Source organism: Clostridium sp. MCC344, from assembly GCF_018785365.1.
Classification (GTDB): Bacteria; Bacillota; Clostridia; order Lachnospirales; family Lachnospiraceae; genus Pilosibacter.
This window is the reverse complement of the sequence record NZ_WQPQ01000023.1, coordinates 168,264-186,063: the sequence shown is the minus strand read 5'-3', so window position 1 is coordinate 186,063 and position 17,800 is coordinate 168,264. Positions and strand designations below refer to the sequence as shown.

13 protein-coding genes and 1 riboswitch are annotated in these 17,800 nt (G+C 49.9%); of the genes, 4 read left to right on the top strand and 9 right to left on the bottom strand.

Features of this window, described 5'->3' with window-relative positions; translation table 11 throughout:
* Positions 1-75: 75 nt before the first annotated feature.
* Complete coding sequence (locus GPK90_RS07875) at positions 76-1,395, top strand: aspartate kinase (RefSeq protein WP_215702674.1); 1,320 nt, start codon at positions 76-78, stop codon at positions 1,393-1,395.
* A gap of 308 nt (positions 1,396-1,703) precedes the next feature.
* Here the strand turns inward: GPK90_RS07875 and GPK90_RS07870 are convergent, their stop codons facing one another.
* From GPK90_RS07870 to GPK90_RS07860, 3 genes are read right to left on the bottom strand one after another with little or no spacing between them, the layout of a single operon-like run.
* On the bottom strand, positions 1,704-3,644 hold the full coding sequence (locus tag GPK90_RS07870; protein WP_142412709.1) for an extracellular solute-binding protein: 1,941 nt from the start codon (positions 3,642-3,644) through the stop codon (positions 1,704-1,706).
* A complete protein-coding gene (locus GPK90_RS07865; RefSeq protein ID WP_118530879.1) occupies positions 3,644-4,465 on the bottom strand; it encodes an ABC transporter permease in 822 nt (273 codons plus the stop codon). Before GPK90_RS07865 ends, GPK90_RS07870 begins: the two co-directional genes overlap by 1 nt.
* Entirely contained in the window at positions 4,458-5,534 is a 1,077-nt protein-coding gene (locus GPK90_RS07860; RefSeq protein WP_118322549.1) for an ABC transporter ATP-binding protein, read from the bottom strand. Before GPK90_RS07860 ends, GPK90_RS07865 begins: the two co-directional genes overlap by 8 nt.
* A gap of 341 nt (positions 5,535-5,875) precedes the next feature.
* Here GPK90_RS07860 and GPK90_RS07855 point away from each other — a divergent pair, with 341 nt between their 5' ends.
* From GPK90_RS07855 to rpiB, 3 genes are all read left to right on the top strand, one after another.
* Positions 5,876-6,928 (top strand): lactonase family protein, encoded by a 1,053-nt coding sequence (locus GPK90_RS07855; protein ID WP_118530881.1) that lies wholly within the window; start codon positions 5,876-5,878, stop codon positions 6,926-6,928.
* Between the two features lie 6 nt (positions 6,929-6,934).
* Entirely contained in the window at positions 6,935-8,065 is a 1,131-nt protein-coding gene (aroC, locus tag GPK90_RS07850) for a chorismate synthase (RefSeq protein ID WP_215702673.1), read from the top strand.
* Between the two features lie 77 nt (positions 8,066-8,142).
* Positions 8,143-8,583, top strand: a complete 441-nt coding sequence (rpiB, locus tag GPK90_RS07845; RefSeq protein WP_118530885.1) for a ribose 5-phosphate isomerase B — start codon at positions 8,143-8,145, stop codon at positions 8,581-8,583.
* A 47-nt stretch (positions 8,584-8,630) separates the two neighbouring features.
* On the opposite strand, the gene GPK90_RS07840 is transcribed toward rpiB, so the two are convergent.
* The 6 genes from GPK90_RS07840 to murA all read right to left on the bottom strand — a co-directional run bounded on the left by GPK90_RS07840 (position 8,631) and on the right by murA (position 17,708).
* Positions 8,631-10,313, bottom strand: a complete 1,683-nt coding sequence (locus tag GPK90_RS07840; protein WP_215702672.1) for a DEAD/DEAH box helicase — start codon at positions 10,311-10,313, stop codon at positions 8,631-8,633.
* A gap of 458 nt (positions 10,314-10,771) precedes the next feature.
* Positions 10,772-11,965, bottom strand: coding sequence for an MFS transporter (locus GPK90_RS07835; RefSeq protein ID WP_215702671.1), 1,194 nt, complete (start codon positions 11,963-11,965; stop codon positions 10,772-10,774).
* 386 nt (positions 11,966-12,351) lie between these two features.
* Positions 12,352-13,041: a response regulator transcription factor gene (locus GPK90_RS07830; protein ID WP_118297167.1), complete on the bottom strand. Its 690-nt coding sequence runs from the start codon at positions 13,039-13,041 to the stop codon at positions 12,352-12,354.
* Positions 13,042-13,058: 17 nt separating this feature from the next.
* Complete coding sequence (locus tag GPK90_RS07825) at positions 13,059-14,537, bottom strand: sensor histidine kinase (RefSeq protein ID WP_118297168.1); 1,479 nt, start codon at positions 14,535-14,537, stop codon at positions 13,059-13,061.
* 320 nt (positions 14,538-14,857) lie between these two features.
* Positions 14,858-16,045, bottom strand: coding sequence for a methionine adenosyltransferase (metK, locus tag GPK90_RS07820; protein WP_118297169.1), 1,188 nt, complete (start codon positions 16,043-16,045; stop codon positions 14,858-14,860).
* 79 nt (positions 16,046-16,124) lie between these two features.
* A riboswitch (SAM riboswitch) is annotated at positions 16,125-16,241 on the bottom strand.
* A 174-nt stretch (positions 16,242-16,415) separates the two neighbouring features.
* Positions 16,416-17,708: a UDP-N-acetylglucosamine 1-carboxyvinyltransferase gene (gene murA, locus GPK90_RS07815; protein ID WP_118530888.1), complete on the bottom strand. Its 1,293-nt coding sequence runs from the start codon at positions 17,706-17,708 to the stop codon at positions 16,416-16,418.
* Positions 17,709-17,800 lie beyond the last annotated feature (92 nt).

Genomic DNA, 17,800 nt, shown 5'->3' with positions numbered 1-17,800 from the left:
CATACGGAATTTTCAGTTCAGAAAATTCCTACCCATGAAAAGTAACAAATATTTCACTTACACAGGAGACAAATTATGAAAAAGGTTGTAAAGTTCGGCGGCAGCTCTCTCGCGAGTGCACGTCAGTTTAAAAAAGTAAAGGCGATCATCGACGCCGATAAGACACGCTGCTATGTCGTTCCGTCCGCTCCGGGAAAGAGAGACAGCAAAGACACAAAAGTAACTGACATGTTATACCAGTGCTACGATGCAGCCAGCACAGGACAGAGCTACAAGCGCATTCTCGACCAGATCAAAAAGCGCTACACAGACATCATCGACGGTCTTGAGCTCAACTTAAACCTTGACTTTGAATTTTCAAAGATCGAAGAAAATTTCTTAAATAAAGTCGGACGCGACTATGCGGCTTCCAGAGGAGAATATTTAAACGGTCTCATCATGGCAAACTACCTCGGATTCACCTTCGTGGACGCGGCTGACGTGATCCGTTTCGATGCAGACGGAAACTTCCTCTCTGAGGAAACAAACGAGGATATGAGAGAACACCTCGCTTCCTTAAAGCAGGCTGTCATCCCGGGATTCTACGGTGCTAAGCCGGATGGAACAATCCACACCTTCTCCCGCGGCGGCTCCGATATCACAGGTTCCATCGTTGCCCGTGCGATCCAGGCTGATCTCTATGAGAACTGGACCGATGTCTCCGGTTTCCTTGTCGCTGACCCGAGGATCGTCGACAATCCGGCTCCGATCGAAACGATCACTTACACAGAGCTCCGTGAGCTCTCCTACATGGGCGCAAGCGTTCTCCACGAGGATGCGATCTTCCCGGTAAGAAAAGAGGGAATCCCGATCAACATCCGCAACACAAACCGTCCGGAAGATCCGGGTACCATGATCGTTGAGAACACCAGCAAACGCCCGCGCTACACGATCACAGGCGTTGCAGGAAAGAAAGGCTTCTGCGCAATGAACATCGACAAGGCGATGATGAACTCCGAAGTCGGTTTTGGGAGAAAAGTCCTTGAGGTCTTTGAGAAGAACGGCATCTCCTTCGAACATATGCCGTCCGGGATCGATACGATGTCCGTTCTCGTCCATCAGGATGAGTTCCAGGAGAAAGAGCAGTCCGTTCTTGCAGGAATCCAGCGTGCAGTTCACCCGGATATCGTGACTCTCGAGTCCGATCTCGCAGTGATCGCAGTCGTAGGACGCGGCATGAAAGCAATGCGCGGGACTGCTGCAAGAATCTTCGCAGCACTTGCACACGCAAAGATCAACGTTAAGATGATCGACCAGGGATCCAGTGAACTGAACATCATCATCGGTGTCGCAGATGACGATTTCGAGCCGGCGATCCGCGCGATCTATGATATTTTTGTAAAGACAGAGTTATAAGGGATCGCAATTCCATAAATTCTTAAAAATCCCCATGCACCGGTGAATGTTTCATAGCGGTGTGTGGGGATTTTTTTAATGAATCATCTTCGCACGAGTGTACATCTCAGACACGCAGTGCCTCTTTATTGAATAAAAAATTTTCTAAACAAGCGAAAACAAGCTTCGCGAGTTTCCACTTGTTATCGCTACAGCCGCCAAGTTCTCGCGCAAGCGCGGACTTTGACTCGTTGTTCGCGTAAAATAAAACTCCCCACACCGGTCATGTCCTCCGGTACAGGGAGCTTTTCCTGTCACTTTTCAATTCTTTATTCCGACTTGACTTCCTTCCACAGCGCACTGTAGAGGTCATCCGCCTCGGTTCCGAGATAACTGTATACCTCAGAGTTTTCCAGCTTATCGGTATCCGGGAATACAGCTTTGTTCTCCTGATATTCCGGATCCAGAAGGTCGAACGCAGCCTTGTTCGGCGTCGCGTAGGTGATGTACTCGAAGTTCTTCACCGCGATATCCGGACGGCAGAGGAAGTTGATCCACTTCTCCGCATTCTCTTTGTTCTTCGCATTGTACGGGATCACCCAGGAATCGATCCAGATGTTTGTTCCCTCTTCCGGAAGTACATACTCCAGATCATAATCAAGATTCAGCGTCTCCGCCTCCTCCTGCAGATAGAGCAGCTCACCGGAATAGATGACTCCTACCGCCGCCTCACCGTTCAACATCTTGTCGCGGACCTGATCCACGACATAGGCCTGTACGAGCGGTTTCTGTGCGAGAAGCAGCTTCTTCGCCTCCTGGAGCTCCGCCTCATCGGTCGTATTCATCGAATAGCCGAGTTCCTTGAGCGCCACCATAAAGGCGTCGCGGACGCTGTCCTGCATCAGGATCTCGCCCTTTAAGCGCTCATCCCAGAGATCCGACCATTTCGTCGGTGCCGGAACTCCGAGTTCTTCCAATTTCTGGACATTGTAGATGATCCCGACGGTTCCCCATGTATACGGAACAGAATAGCGGTTATCCGGGTCAAATGCCTTCGACTTTTCAAGGTAAACCTGGTCGATGTTTTTGATGTTCGGAACATTGTCAAAATTGATCTCCGCAAGAAGTCCGTTCTCCGCCATCTTCTGGATCATATAGTCGGATGGACATACGACGTCGTAATTCACGCCGCCGGCCTCGATGACCGGGTACATCTCCTCGTTCGTCTCGAAAAGGTCATAGGTCACATGGATCCCGGTCTCCGCCTCAAATTCGTCTATCACGCTCTCATCGATGTATTCGCCCCAGTTGTATACATAGAGCTCATCCGAGTGGGAGGAAGAAAAGTGCAGGTAGCTGGTATATGCCACGCTTCCAACGATCAGGAAGGAGGCAAGCACGATCGCTGCCTTTCCGGTCCATGCCGGTTTCTTTCCGCGGTCCGGTGCTGCGTTCGGTCCGAAGCTGCCCGCTCCCGCCTTCGCCTGCGGTTTTGCCGGAGCAAAGTTTGTAATGAGCAGCAGCGCGAGCACAGTCACAAAGATCACTGTGGAGAGCGCGTACATGGACGGCTTGATGCCGCGGCGCACCTCACTGTAGATCAGCGTGGACAGGGTGTTGATCCCGGCGCCTTTTGTGAAGTGGGTGATGATAAAATCATCCAGAGACATCGTAAACGCCATCAGGAAGCCCGATAACACGCCCGGAAGGATATCAGGGAAGACAACCTTGAAAAACGCCTTTACAGGGCCTGCTCCGAGGTCCATGGCCGCCTCGTAAGTGTTCCGGCTCGTCTGTTTTAGCTTCGGCATAACGCTTAACATCACATACGGCACGTTGAACGTGATGTGCGCAAAAAGGATCGTCTTGAATCCCAGGGAGATACCGAACGCGATGAACATCAGCATCAGGGAGATACCGGTCACGATATCGGAGTTTAACATCGGGATGTTGTTGAGTCCCATGCAGATCGTTCTCGGGAGCTTCTTCATCGAGGAGATCCCGATCGCCGCGGCCGTTCCGAGGATCGTCGCGATCAGCGCCGACAGGAAGGCAATCAGCAGCGTATTATAGAGGGCGTCCATGATCGACGCGCTCTCAAACATCTGTTTATACCACTGTAACGTGAACCCGCCCCACTGGGATCTCGATTTCGAGCTGTTGAAGGACAGGACCATCATGACGAGGATCGGTGCATATAAGAAGATCAGTACCAGCACCAGATAAAAATCCTCAAAAAATTTCTTCAGTCTTTCTCTTACGGTTTTCATCAGAATGCAGTGCCCTCCCCATTCTTATCGTATTTTGCGATCATGGTCATGCTGAGAAGGATGAAGATCATGAGCACCATGGAAAGTCCGGCACCGAGGTTCCAGTTGCTTCCCTTTGTAAATTCCTGCTCGATGACGTTTCCGATGAGCAGGATCTTGCTGCCGCCCAGGAGGTTTGAAATAACGAACGTCGTGAGCGCTGGGACAAACACCATCGTGATCCCGCTGACAATGCCCGGAACGCTCAACGGGATCAGGATCTTTGTGAGTGTCTGGTAATTATCCGCTCCGAGGTCCCGCGCAGCATTGATCACATTGTCATCGATCTTCACGAGTGTGTTGTAGATCGGCAGGACCATGAACGGCAGGAAATTGTAGACCATGCCGAGAATGATCGCCGCCGGAGTGTTGATGATCGCAACATTCGGCAGATGCAGCAGCGTGAGGAAGGTATTGATCACACCGTTCTTCTCAAGCAGGGTCTGCCACGCCATGGTTCTTAAAAGGAAGTTCATCCACATCGGAAGGATAAAGATAAACACCACAAAGCTTCCTTTTCCGATATGGCGCTTTCTTAAGATCAGCGCCAGCGGATATGCGAGGATCAGACAGATCACCGTGCTGACACCCGCGAGAAGTAAGGACAGCCACAGCGCCTTTAAATGCTCGGAGGAACCGATCGCCAGGATATTTGCCAGCGTGAACGCGCCGCTGCGGTCCGTCAGACCATAGTAAAATACCATGAGCAGCGGGATCACGGTAAATCCCGCCATCCATATGATATAAGGATAAGCCAGAAATCTGGATGCTTTTCTATTCATTGACTCCAACGGCCTCCTCGTCCTCGGACTCCGGCTTGTTCATGATCTGGATATCGAACGGATCCACATGAATGCCGACTTTCTGTCCGACCGGGAACATGTCCGTGCTGTGGACCAGCCACTCGTAGCCGTCCGGGGTCGTAACTTCCATCTCGTAGTGTACGCCTTTGAAGATCAGGTGTGTAACAACGCCCTGGAGAGTGCCGTTCTCCGGCTTCACAAGATCGATATCCTCCGGCCGGATCACCACGTCGACCGGCTTGTTGTTTCCGAATCCTTTATCCACACAGGCGAATTTCGCGCCGAAGATCTCCACAAGCTCGTCGTGGATCATCGTTCCACCCACGATATTGCTCTCGCCGATAAAGTCCGCGACAAAGGCATTTTCCGGCTCATTGTAGATCTGCTCCGGCGTTCCCATCTGCTGGATATAGCCCTGGTTCATGACAACGATCGTGTCGGACATCGTGAGCGCCTCTTCCTGGTCGTGGGTGACATAGATAAAGGTGATTCCCAGCTCATTTTTCAGGCGGATCAGCTCATATTGCATGTCCTGGCGGAGCTTCAGGTCGAGAGCGCCGAGCGGCTCGTCGAGAAGCAGAAGTTTCGGCTCGTTTACGATCGCGCGGGCGATGGCAATCCGCTGCTGTTGGCCGCCGCTTAAAGAATCCACGCTCCGGTTCTCAAATCCGTCAAGGTTTACAAGTTTCAATGCATATTTGATCTTATCATCAATATAGCTCTTCGATTTGCCTTTGATCTTCAGACCGAACGCGATGTTCTCCGCAATACTCATGTGCGTGAACAGAGCGTACTTCTGAAACACTGTATTTAACTGGCGCTTGTTCGGCGGCATATTTGTGATGTCTTCCCCGTCAAAGATCACCTGACCTTTATCCGGTTTCTCAAACCCACCGATGATTCTTAAGGTCGTTGTCTTTCCGCAGCCGCTCGGGCCGAGCAGCGTCACGAAGGAGTTTTCCTTTACGGAAAGGCTCAGATCGTCGAGGATCAGATCCCCGTCATAACTCTTAAAAATGTGGGACAAATCAATGAGCGGATGCTCCATTCCTTTTTCCTCCTGATGTAAACAGATTTCATGCGATAGATTCCGCTGTTTTTGTGTTCGGCTTGAATGTATTTTTATACATGGTTTTCTTCAGATATACGAAAAACGGCAAAATGCCTATCATAGTATATTTACGCATTGTTTTCCCGTTCTGTCAATAGATTTCTCTTGTTTCTTTTTCTTGTTTTTTGTACACGATCGCATCCATACAATTTTCAGATTTCAGTTAACAAACCGGTCAGATTATGATAAAATAAGTACATCTATGAATCTCCGGAGGAGGTTGGCAAAATCGGCAGTTTTTGCGTCTCCGGACATCGAAAGCAAAGGGGAATTTACCTATGACTGGAAAATACATGGCCTATGTTGGCTCTTATTCCTATACGGGAAAGGCAAAAGGGATCACCGTATATGATGTTGATGTGGAGGCAGGAAAATTCATCTACCGCTGCGAAGTGGAAGTGGACAACTCTTCCTATCTGAAATCATCCCAGAACGGAAAAATCCTGTACTCTATCGCCGATGAGGGCGTTGTCGCGTTCCGCGTTCTTCCAAATGGAAGTCTCGCACGTTTAAACAGTGCTAAGATCAAGGGCATGCGCGGATGCCACCTTTCTACGAGCAAAGCAGATGACTATATCTTTATCTCCGGTTTCCACGATGGAAAGATCACGGTCCTTCATCTGAACGAGGACGGATCGGTCGGAGATATCGCCGACGGTGTCTTCCACAAGGGACTTGGCTCCGTCGCTGAGCGAAGCTTCCGTCCGCATGTGAGCTGCAGCCGCCTGACTCCGGACGAGCGCTTCTTAATGGTCGCAGACCTCGGGATCGACCAGATCAAAGTTTACCGTTTTGACCATAAGGACGGAAAGATCGCTCTCGTGGACACGATCCGCTGTGAGCTCGAATCCGCCCCGAAATATTTCATGTTCAGCTCCGACGGCCGTTTCTTCTATGTCCTGTATGAGATGAAAAATGTGATCGAGGTTTATTCCTATAAAGAAGGCGAACGTGTTCCGATCGTCGAGAAGATCCAGACGATCTCATCCACAGGAAGCAAACCGAACCAGCTGACCGCTGCCTGTGCGATGCATTTCTCCCCGGATGAGAAACATGTATTCTGCAGCAATGCCGGCGACAATACGGTGTCCATGTACGACCGCGATGATGAGACCGGAATGCTGACCCTGCGCTTCTGTCTTCCGATCAGCGGGGATTATCCGAAGGATATCGCGATCTTCCCGGGCGGAGAACATCTCGCTTCTATCAACCACGAGGGAAGTATTTCCTTCTTTAAGATCGACTATGAAAAAGGTCTTCTTGTCATGAGCGACCGCAGCATCAAGGTCAATGAGCCGAACTGCTGTGAAATTGTAAAGATTGGAGATTAAAATAACATGGCAGCAGGTTCTACCATCGGCACAATATTTAAAGTAACAACCTGGGGAGAATCCCACGGAAAAGCCATCGGCGTTGTCGTTGACGGCTGCCCGGCGGGACTTCCTTTAGAGGAATCCGATATCCAGAAACTTTTAGACCGAAGGAAACCGGGACAGAGCCGCTTTACGACCCAGCGAAAAGAGGGAGATGAGGTCGAGATCCTCTCCGGCGTTTTCGAGGGAAAGACAACCGGAACCCCGATCTCCATGATCGTGCGGAACACAGACCAGCGTTCCAAAGACTACTCCAATATCGCTTCCTGTTTCCGCCCGGGACATGCCGACTACACGTTTGAGGAAAAATACGGATTCCGCGATTACCGCGGCGGCGGACGTTCCTCCGCCCGTGAGACGATCGGCCGTGTTGCGGCGGGTGCGATCGCTGAAAAGTTCTTAAAACAGTTAAATATCTCTGTGACTGCCTATGCGAAATCGATCGGTCCGGTTGAGGTATCCCCGGAGCGCATGGACCTTTCAGAGATCCCGAATAACCGGTTCTGTCTCCCGGATGCGGACTCCGCAAAGGAGGCGGAGCACTATCTTGACCAGAAGATCGCAGAATGTGACTCCGTCGGCGGAGTCGTTGAGTGTGTGATCTCCGGTCTTCCGACCGGTCTCGGTGAGCCGGTCTTCGAAAAGCTGGATGCCAACCTCGCAAAAGCGATCCTCTCGATCGGTGCTGTCAAAGGTTTTGAGATCGGAGACGGATTTGCCGCGACGAAAGCGTGCGGATCGGAAAATAACGATGAATTCCGTATGGATGGAGATAAGATCGTGAAGGAGACGAACCATGCCGGCGGCGTTCTCGGCGGCATCAGCGACGGAAGTGATGTGATCTTCCGCGCCGCATTCAAGCCGACTCCATCGATCGCAAAATCCCAGGAGACAGTGACAAAGGACGGCGAGAATATCGATCTCGTGATCCACGGTCGTCACGACCCGGTGGTTGTTCCGAGAGCTGTTGTTGTAGTCGAATCTATGGCTGCGATCACCGCGATGGATATGCTCTTAATGTCCATGACTTCCAGACTTGACCTGATCCAGATGTTCTTCCAGGTGGAGAATGTCGATGATTCACCGGAACAGTAATATTGATCCGATTCCCACATGGCAGAGAGTCTGCTCTCTGTTCATGGAATAATAGTAAATAACAGGAGAAGAAAGAAATGAAAATCGCAATCGCTAACGACCACTCAGCTGTAGAGCTGAAAAACATCATCAAGGAGCACCTCGAGAGCAATGGCTACGAAGTATTAAACCTCGGAACAGACTCCACAGAGAGCTGTGATTACCCGGTATACGGTGAGAAGGTTGGCCGCGCAGTCGCTGACGGCGAAGCAGATCTCGGAATTGCCATCTGCGGAACCGGCGTCGGCATCTCTTTAGCTGCCAACAAGGTAAAAGGCATCCGCGCATGTGTCTGCAGCGAGCCGTACACCGCAAAGCTTTCCAGAATGCATAACAACTCCAACATTCTCGCGTTTGGTGCACGCGTTGTCGGAAGTGAGCTCGCAAAGATGATCGTTGACGAGTGGCTGAACGCAAGCTTTGAGGGCGGCCGCCACCAGAGACGTGTGGATATGATCATGGATATTGAGAATAAGTAATTGACGATAAAAACCCCCGAAGTGTACCAGACTTCGGGGGTTTTGTTTTATCTTCTGTTCGCCTTCTCCACATGAATGCTCTTACCTTTGATCTTCACATGGTTCATCGCATCCATGACGATATCGGCCTGGTCCTTCGGTACTTCGACGAAGGTGTATTTGTCGTACATATCGATGCTGCCGACAAGACGGCCCGGGATTCCGGATTCTCCGGCGATCGCGCCTAAAATGTCTCCCGGCTTCACATTCTGGTTCTTTCCGAGGTTGATGAACAGTCTCGTCATGCCGCCTCTGGCATTCTTTCTGTCCACATATTCCTCGTCATCGCCTCTGCCGCGTCTGCGTCCGTTTCTTCCGCGGTCATTTCTGCCGCCGCGGCGGTCGAGATCATCAAGGTCGCGGAGCGGTCTTCCCTCATCCACGATATCCTCGTAGTCATCTCCCATCGCCATCTTTAAGAACGCTGTTGCGAGCTCTAAGGAAGTATAATCCTCCGCGAGCAGGCGCTTTTCGATAATATCTGTCATGCGCTCGAGGTCGCTGTCCTCACCGATATGCTGCTGCACATCGTCCAAGATTTTCTCCGCCTTGATCGCTGTGACGTCATCTAAGGACGGGATCGGCTGCGGAACGATCTTTGTCTTACAGAATCTCTGGATGTCACGGAGTTTGTAGACTTCGCTTCCGACTGCAAGGCTGAACGCACGTCCCTCTCTTCCGGCACGTCCGGTACGCCCGATTCTGTGTACATAATACTCGTCATCCTGCGGGATATCGTAGTTGAATACCGCTTCCACGTCGTCCACGTCGATTCCTCGTGCAGCGACATCCGTTGCAACAAGAATCTCGGTCGCTCCGTTCCGGAAGCTGCTCATAACGCGGTCTCGCTGCTCCTGCTTTAAGTCTCCGTGAAGACCTTCCGCGAAATATCCGCGTCCCTGAAGCGCCTGTACCAGCTCATCTACCTGCTTTTTCGTGTTGCAGAATGCAACAGAGAGCTTCGGGGAATAGAGGTCCAACAGACGGCACATTACTTCCACTTTGTTTCTCGGTTTTACTTCATAATAATACTGGGTTACCTTCGGAACCGTCAGTTCCTTCTTTACGACCTGGACCATCTTCGGGTCTTTCTGGAACTTCTGGGCAATCTGGGCGATCGCGTGCGGCATCGTCGCGGAGAACATCACGGTCTGGCGCTCCTCCGGAAGTTCACCGAGGATCGTCTCCATGTCCTCAAGGAATCCCATGTTTAACATCTCATCCGCCTCATCGAGAACGACCGTGTGGATCGCATCGGTGCGGATCGTCTTTCTTCTCATGTGGTCCATCACACGTCCCGGGGTTCCGACGATGATCTGGACTCCGCCCTTTAAGGAACGGATCTGCTTTACGATTTCCTGTCCGCCGTATACCGGGAGGATCTTGATCCCGGACATATATTTCGCAAGACGGCGAAGTTCTTCCGCTACCTGGATCGCAAGTTCTCTTGTCGGGCAGAGGATCATTGCCTGTGTCTTTCTGTTTTCCGGATCCATCTTCATAAGAAGCGGGATTCCAAACGCTGCTGTCTTACCGGTTCCTGTCTGGGCCTGACCGATCATATCGTGGCCTTCCATCTCAACCGGGATCGCCTGGGCCTGGATCGGGGACGCTGCCTCAAATCCCATATCGGTAACTGCGCGGAGGATCCGCGGGTCTAAATTAAGTTCATCAAATCTGATTGTTTCCATTCAATATCCTTTCTGTTTTGTCTGCATAACGATTCCATGCCTCGGATATATTCCTATATCATATGGAATTTTCCATTCAGAAAATTCCTGCCCGTGAAAAGTCCCGATATTTCTTCCTTACTTTTCTATAACGATTCACCCGGATTCCCGGATTTCCATACCGGTCACAGAATTCTATATACAATGCTGACAGCTGCCTTTTGATTTCCAGCCGTGCGGGGTGCAAATGTAAAATATCTTATAACATAGAAAGAAAAAAGTCAAGCAAAAGCCTGCAAGGAAACAGAAAACCCCGGAAAACATGTTTTTGACGCCATGTTTTTCGGGGAAACTGCCTGATTTGCAGTGTTTCGGTCATACGTGAAATAATCTGAACAACTGCCTGTATCATGTCATAAAATGATTCTTTTTATAACCGTGTATGATTCTTTCCGCTATACACGGTAAATGAACATCCTCTACACCTCTTTTTTATGGTAGCACAGATATCCGAACGCCGCCGCAACGCCAACCGAGTAGATCACGAAGGTGCATGCAAACGGAAGCTTTGCATTTACAGAATAGATAAATCCGGCTGTCAGGGAACCCGCGATACTTCCCAGGGACTGGGTCGCGTTGAAGAATCCCATGACAAGGTTTTTCTGTTTCGGATCCGCCTGATTCGCCACCATGTTCTGGAGGACCGGGACGCTGACGGAGTAACCCGCATAGACAAGGATGCTGAAGAAGATGAAGATTCCGATATTCACGGAGATCAACGTTCCGATCGCCGCCAGCGCACAGAAGGCGGTGAGGACGACCATGGACTTTTTGACATTCGTCTTTTTGATGATCCAGATGCAGAGACTCATATTTGCGATAAAGGATACGAAACCAACGCCTGCCTTGATAATTCCGTTGTAGGAGGAAGTCAGACCAAGCTGTGCCTTTAAGTAATAGTTGAAAGCCTGGTCAAAACCGGTATTTCCGAAGTTGATAAAGATATTGATCGCGAACAGGAACACAAACGCCATGCACATAAAGTTTTTGCTGTCGATGAACGCCTGGAACGGATTTGCCTCTTTCATGAGCTGTTTTGCCGGAATATCCTTTAAATTTGCGGTACTGTCCGGCTCGCAGATCATAAAGAACGCAACTGCGACCGCGATCAGGGTTCCCGCCTGCACCAGGAATGCCAGCCGAACGGAAAACTCGCCTAAGAAGCCGCCAATCATATAGCCGAACGCACTGGCCACACTCTTGATCGTCGCGCTGTAAGTCAGATATTTTCCCTGGTCTTCCGGGTTTGACTTGTTTACGATGTAAGTCAGGAAGCTTACAAAGATCCCGCCGGTAAAGAGTCCCGCGAACATTCTCGCGAGGATGATCATGAGTTCCGTAGTCGCGTAGGCGAACCAGATCTGTGCCACGCCGTATCCAAGACAGCAGATCAATAAGGAAAGTCTCGAGGAAATATAGTTATTGATCTTTCCCCAGAACGGCGACAGCAGGAAATTCGTGATCAGCATGACTGCCAGCGCCACGCCAAACATATAGTCGTGGAGGCGGAGTTCCTGGATCACCGTCGGCGTTACCGGATGGGCAAAGTTCGCTGCCAGGTTGAATACGACCATGGCGGCGAAAAAGGCGAAAAATCTCATTTTGTACTTCATAGGCGGTGTCTTCCTTTGTCTTTATTCAGTTTCTGCCGGGCAGGCATTTCCAGTCGGCAACATTGCCTGCATCATGGCACACAAAGCCATATTGCGATCCGGATGCGCTTATCCATCAAGAACTGTTCTATCTTTTCTGTATTTACTTCGCTTTTTACAGAAAATTCGCATAATTCAAGTTTAAACGGATACAGTCGAAATGTCAAGCGCAAAACATCGCGGTGACCACTGCTGTTAAATAAAAAATACCTCTGAAGCAGATCTGTTTTTTCAACCAGTCTGCTTCAGAGGTATCTTCTCACATATCATGTTTCCCATGCGTCTGAGCGGGATTTCACGGCATCTTTTCTAAAAGTTTTCTTCTACCCATCTTCGTCTCCTGCAGATCAGACTTTAAACCGGTAGCCGACTCCCCAGATCGTCTCGATATACTGCGGTTTTGCCGTATTCATCTCGATCTTTTCACGGATCTTCTTAATGTGAACTGTGACGGTCGCAATATCGCCGATGGATTCCATATCCCAGATCTTTGAGAAGAGTTCTTCCTTTGTAAATACATGATTCGGGTTCTGGGCGAGGAACGCCAGAAGGTCGAATTCCTTTGTCGTAAAGTTCTTCTCCTCGCCGTTTACATAGACGCGGCGGGCGGTCTTATCGATCTTTAAGCCACGGATCTCGATAATGTCGTTTGCCGGGGTTCCGCTTCCGATCAGTCTCTCGTAACGGGAAAGATGGGCTTTGACTCTCGCTACCATCTCACTCGGGCTGAACGGCTTGGTGATATAATCATCCGCGCCGAGGCCGAGACCGCGGATCTTGTCGATATCGTCTTTTTTCGCGGAGATCATGATGATCGGGGTGTTTTTTGTCTCCCTGATCTTTTTGCAGATTTCAAATCCATCAACGCCCGGAAGCATCAGATCCAGGATAAAAAGATCAAATTCTTCCGACATGGCTCTCTTTAAGCCTGCTTCCCCATCATTTTCTATTTCAACTTCAAAGCCCGATAATTCCAGATAGTCTTTCTCGAGCTCTGCAATACTTTCCTCATCTTCCACGATCAGAATTTTGCTCATATTGTTGTTTCCTCCTATTAATCTGCTGTCGTCTTTCTCAGCACAAAATGGATCTCTGTTCCGATCCCTTCCTTGCTCGTCGCCCAGATCTTTCCGCCGTGATCCTCGATGATCTTCTTTACGATGGAAAGTCCGATGCCGCTTCCGCCCTTGCTGGAATTTCTCGAAGAATCAGTCCGGTAGAACCTGTCAAAGATGTACGGAAGCTCCTTCTGGCCGATCCCCTTTCCATTATCCTCGATCTCGATCTGGACAAAATCACCGACATCAAGGATCCGGATATTGATGATCCCATGCTTTTTGTCCATATATTTCAATGAATTTCCGATGATGTTGTTGATCACGCGCTTCATCTGCTCCGCGTCGGCGATCACCATCACGTCCTCATCCACAAAGTTAAAGTAGCCGAGCTCGATTCCTCTCGCTTCAAGCTCCAGGCCGACTTCCTCCACACAGTCACGGAAATAGTTTGCCACATTGATCTTTGAAAATGTGTACGGGATCTTATTTGTGTCGATCTTTGAGTAGAATGTCAGCTCATTGATCAGACGGTCCATATCATTCGCCTTATTGTAGATCGTCCGGATATATTTGTCCCGTTTCTCCGGCGAGGACGCGACACCTTCCATCAGTCCTTCCGCGTATCCCTTGATCGCTGTGATCGGGGTCTTTAAGTCGTGGGAGATGTTGCTGATCAGTTCCTTGCTCTCTTTGTCGTACTGGATCTTCTCCTCCGTGGATTCCTTCAGCCGGATCCTCATCTCCTCAAAGTTCTGGCAGAGCTGCCCGATCTCATCATCATCCTCAACGTCAAGAGTAAAGTCCAGATTGCCGTCACGGATCTGTTTTGTCGCCTCCTGGAGCTTTCCGATCGGCCATAAGATCGACCGGTATACCCACGCCGTCAGCATACCTCCGGTGATAAAAAGGATCATCGCACTGCTGAGGAACATCTCCGTGATCAGGGATTTTACCTCCGGGATCACATCCACCACGTTTGTCACGAGATAGATCCCGATCCGGCATCCATCCGAAAGTTCAAATTCACGCTGTTTGATCAGGTGTTCCGTATTCTTATCCAGATAATTTCCCCACGAATCCACATCATTGATCTCCGCATAATCCGAGATCTGGCTCTCGAGCGCCGATGCCGCTTCCTCATTTCCCGAATAGAAGAGTTTTCCATTCTTTGTCACCATCAAAAAGGAATGCTTTAATTTCATCTGATCATTCAGCGTTGCCAGATAAGTCAGGTCCTCGAAGTCAGACGGATCATTTTTGATCTCCTCCTCGATCTCTTTCTGGATACTCTCTGTCAGATGGCTGAACACGCGGATCGACGCGCCTGCCGAGAGATCCACCTGGCCGACTCCATATGTCTCACTGAATACCCGGTTCTGATATGTGCTGAGTCCCATGATCGCGATATAGATCAGGATGATCGGCACCACCGTGATCGTACAAAAGGTTACCAGTAATTTTGTTCGTATTTTCATGAGCGTCCGCGCGCTCCCTTCTTATTTTTCATCCGGTCTTCCGGTCATTCATCCGTTGTCAGGACTCCTGTCTGTATACAGAAAACCGACATATGATAAGTATAACACAACTCAGGGGTGGTGTTTATAAAAGTATTCTAAAATGTGGAATCTGCACGTTGTTATTGCGACAGTCGCCAGAGTCTTACGGAATCGCGGACTTTGGCTCATTGTTCGCGTAAATAGAAACAACGGCACAGTTTCCCGATCACCCCGGGGACTGTGCCGCTGCTTCCGATCATTTTCATGATATATGTCCATGATCTTTCTGTTCTTTTATCCTACAGATATTTCTTTAAATCCTCAACCTTGTCGAGCTTCTCCCACGGAAGATCTACATCGGTTCTTCCGAAGTGACCGTATGCTGCGGTCTGCTTGTAGATCGGACGGCGGAGATCAAGCATCTTGATGATTCCTGCCGGGCGAAGGTCAAAGTTGTCACGGATGATCTCAACTAACTTCTCGTCGGATACCTTTCCGGTTCCCTCTGTCTCGACCATGATGGAAGTCGGATGAGCAACACCGATCGCATAGGAAAGCTGGATCTCACACTGATCTGCAAGTCCTGCTGCTACAATGTTCTTTGCAACATAACGGGCTGCGTATGCTGCGGAACGGTCTACCTTTGTGCAGTCCTTTCCGGAGAAAGCTCCGCCGCCGTGACGTGCATATCCGCCGTAGGTGTCAACGATGATCTTTCTTCCTGTAAGTCCACTGTCTCCGTGCGGTCCGCCGATCACGAAACGTCCGGTCGGGTTGATGAAGAATTTGGTATCTGCATCTACCATCTCCTGCGGAAGGATCTCATCGAATACATATTTTTTGATATCCTCATGGATCTGCTCCTGAGTCACATTCTCATCATGCTGTGTGGAGAGAACGACTGCATCGAGGCGGAACGGCTTTCCGTTCTCATCGTACTCAACAGTAACCTGGGTCTTTCCATCCGGTCTTAAGTACGGAAGAGTTCCGTTCTTTCTTACCTCTGTGAGACGTCTTGCAAGCTTATGTGCAAGAGCGATCGGGTACGGCATGTACTCCGGTGTCTCGTTTGTAGCGAAGCCGAACATCATACCCTGGTCACCGGCGCCGATCGCGTCTAACTCGTCATCGGTCATGTTGTTCTCTTTGGCCTCGAGTGCCTTGTCAACTCCCATCGCGATATCGGTAGACTGCTCATCGATCGCAGTGAGAACACCGCAGGTATCGCAGTCAAAACCATATTTTGCACGGTCATAGCCGATCTCGCGGACTGTCTCACGGACGATCTTCTGGATATCCACGTATGCCTTTGTTGTGATCTCACCCATTACCATAACAAGACCTGTTGTTGTGCATGTCTCACACGCAACACGGCTCATCGGATCCTGCTCCATTAAAGCGTCGAGGATCGCATCGGAGATCGCGTCGCACATCTTATCCGGATGTCCTTCAGTTACGGACTCGGAAGTAAATAATCTCTTTTCCATTGTAACTCCTTTCGATTTTAAACAAAACAAAAGTCCGCTCATGCTAAGCGGACTTGACAAACTTATCATCGGTCAAATCCTCTTATTGCTCGATTACTCGCTCAGGTTGGCACCTTCCTGCCCTCTCGCGAACGCGATTAACAGGGGTTGCCGTGACTTCACCGGTCCTATGTACCTCCATCACTCTGAATAAGGGATATTGCGAACTTTTTCACATTATGGCCGTAAGCCATCCCATGAATGACTCACGGACTGTATCTTATACGATTCAGAACAGAATGTCAAGCGGGAATCATAAAAAAAGCCCGAAAACCTGGAAAATCGGAAAAAATTCCCATAAATTCCGGGGGTTCGGACCGTTTCTTTATTCTCAGCCGACTCTCAGTCTGAATTTCTGTGCTTCCTTCTCGGAATCTACACGCTCGATCACAGCACCGAGAGAACGAAGTTTCTCTTCAAAATTTTCGTATCCGCGCTCGACATAGCCGATCTCATCAACAGTCGTATATCCGTCTGCAGCCAGTCCTGCAAGCACAAGAGCTGCGCCCGCGCGGAGATCCGGTGCGACGACCTGGGCACCTGTGAAGTTTGTGACACCGTCAACAATGGCAACACTGCCTTCTACCTTGATGTTTGCTCCCATGCGGGAAAGCTCATCCACATATTTGAAGCGGTTCTCAAAAATACTCTCTGTCACCACGCTTGTTCCGTCCGCCAGAGCAAGTGCCACCGTCATCTGCGGCTGCATATCGGTCGGGAATCCCGGGTACGGCAGAGTCTTAAAGTTCATGTGGCGCTGTTTCGGTTTTCCGACTACGCGGATCTCCTCATCGAACTCGACCACTTCACAGCCCATTTCCATCAGTTTTGCGGAGATTGCCTCCAGATGTTTCGGGATCACATTCTTTACGGTGATATCACCGCGGGTAATCGCCGCCGCACACATGAAGGTTCCGGCCTCGATCTGATCCGGGATGATCGAATAATTTGTTCCGTGAAGACGTCTCACTCCTTTGATCCTGATCACATCCGTACCTGCGCCTTTGATGTTCGCACCCATGCTGTTTAAGAAGTTCGCAACATCAACGACATGCGGCTCTTTTGCAACATTCTCAAGAATCGTCTCGCCCTCGGCCATCGTTGCCGCCATCATGATATTGATGGTTGCTCCGACAGAAACCACATCAAGGTAGATATGGCTTGCGACAAGATCGATCGCGTGGGCTACAACTGCTCCGCGGACGATCTTCACATCGGATCCCAGGGCACGGAAACCCTTTAAATGCTGGTCGATCGGACGGCTTCCGATCGTACATCCGCCCGGAAGCGGAACTTCTGCACTCTTATATTTTCCGAGAAGCGCGCCGATAAAATAATATGACGCGCGGATCTTTCTCATATGCTCATCTTCCACGGTCACGGCGTGGATATTTGCGGCATTGATCCTTACGGTATGGCGGTCGATCCGGTCAACTTTCGCTCCAAGATGACTGATCGCATCCAGGAGAGCATTGATATCGCTGACATCCGGGAGATTATCGATCACAACATCGTCATCCGTCATGATCGCCGCCGCTAAGATTCCCAGAGCCGCATTCTTCGCGCCGCTTATAGTCACTTCACCTACAAGCGGGTTTCCGCCCTTCATAATGTACTGTTCCATTACGCACCTCTATCTATATATCTAAAAAAGGACATAGCTATCCTGCATCCGTCCCAGCTCGTTTTCGTTATGATTATAACATATCTGGGAAA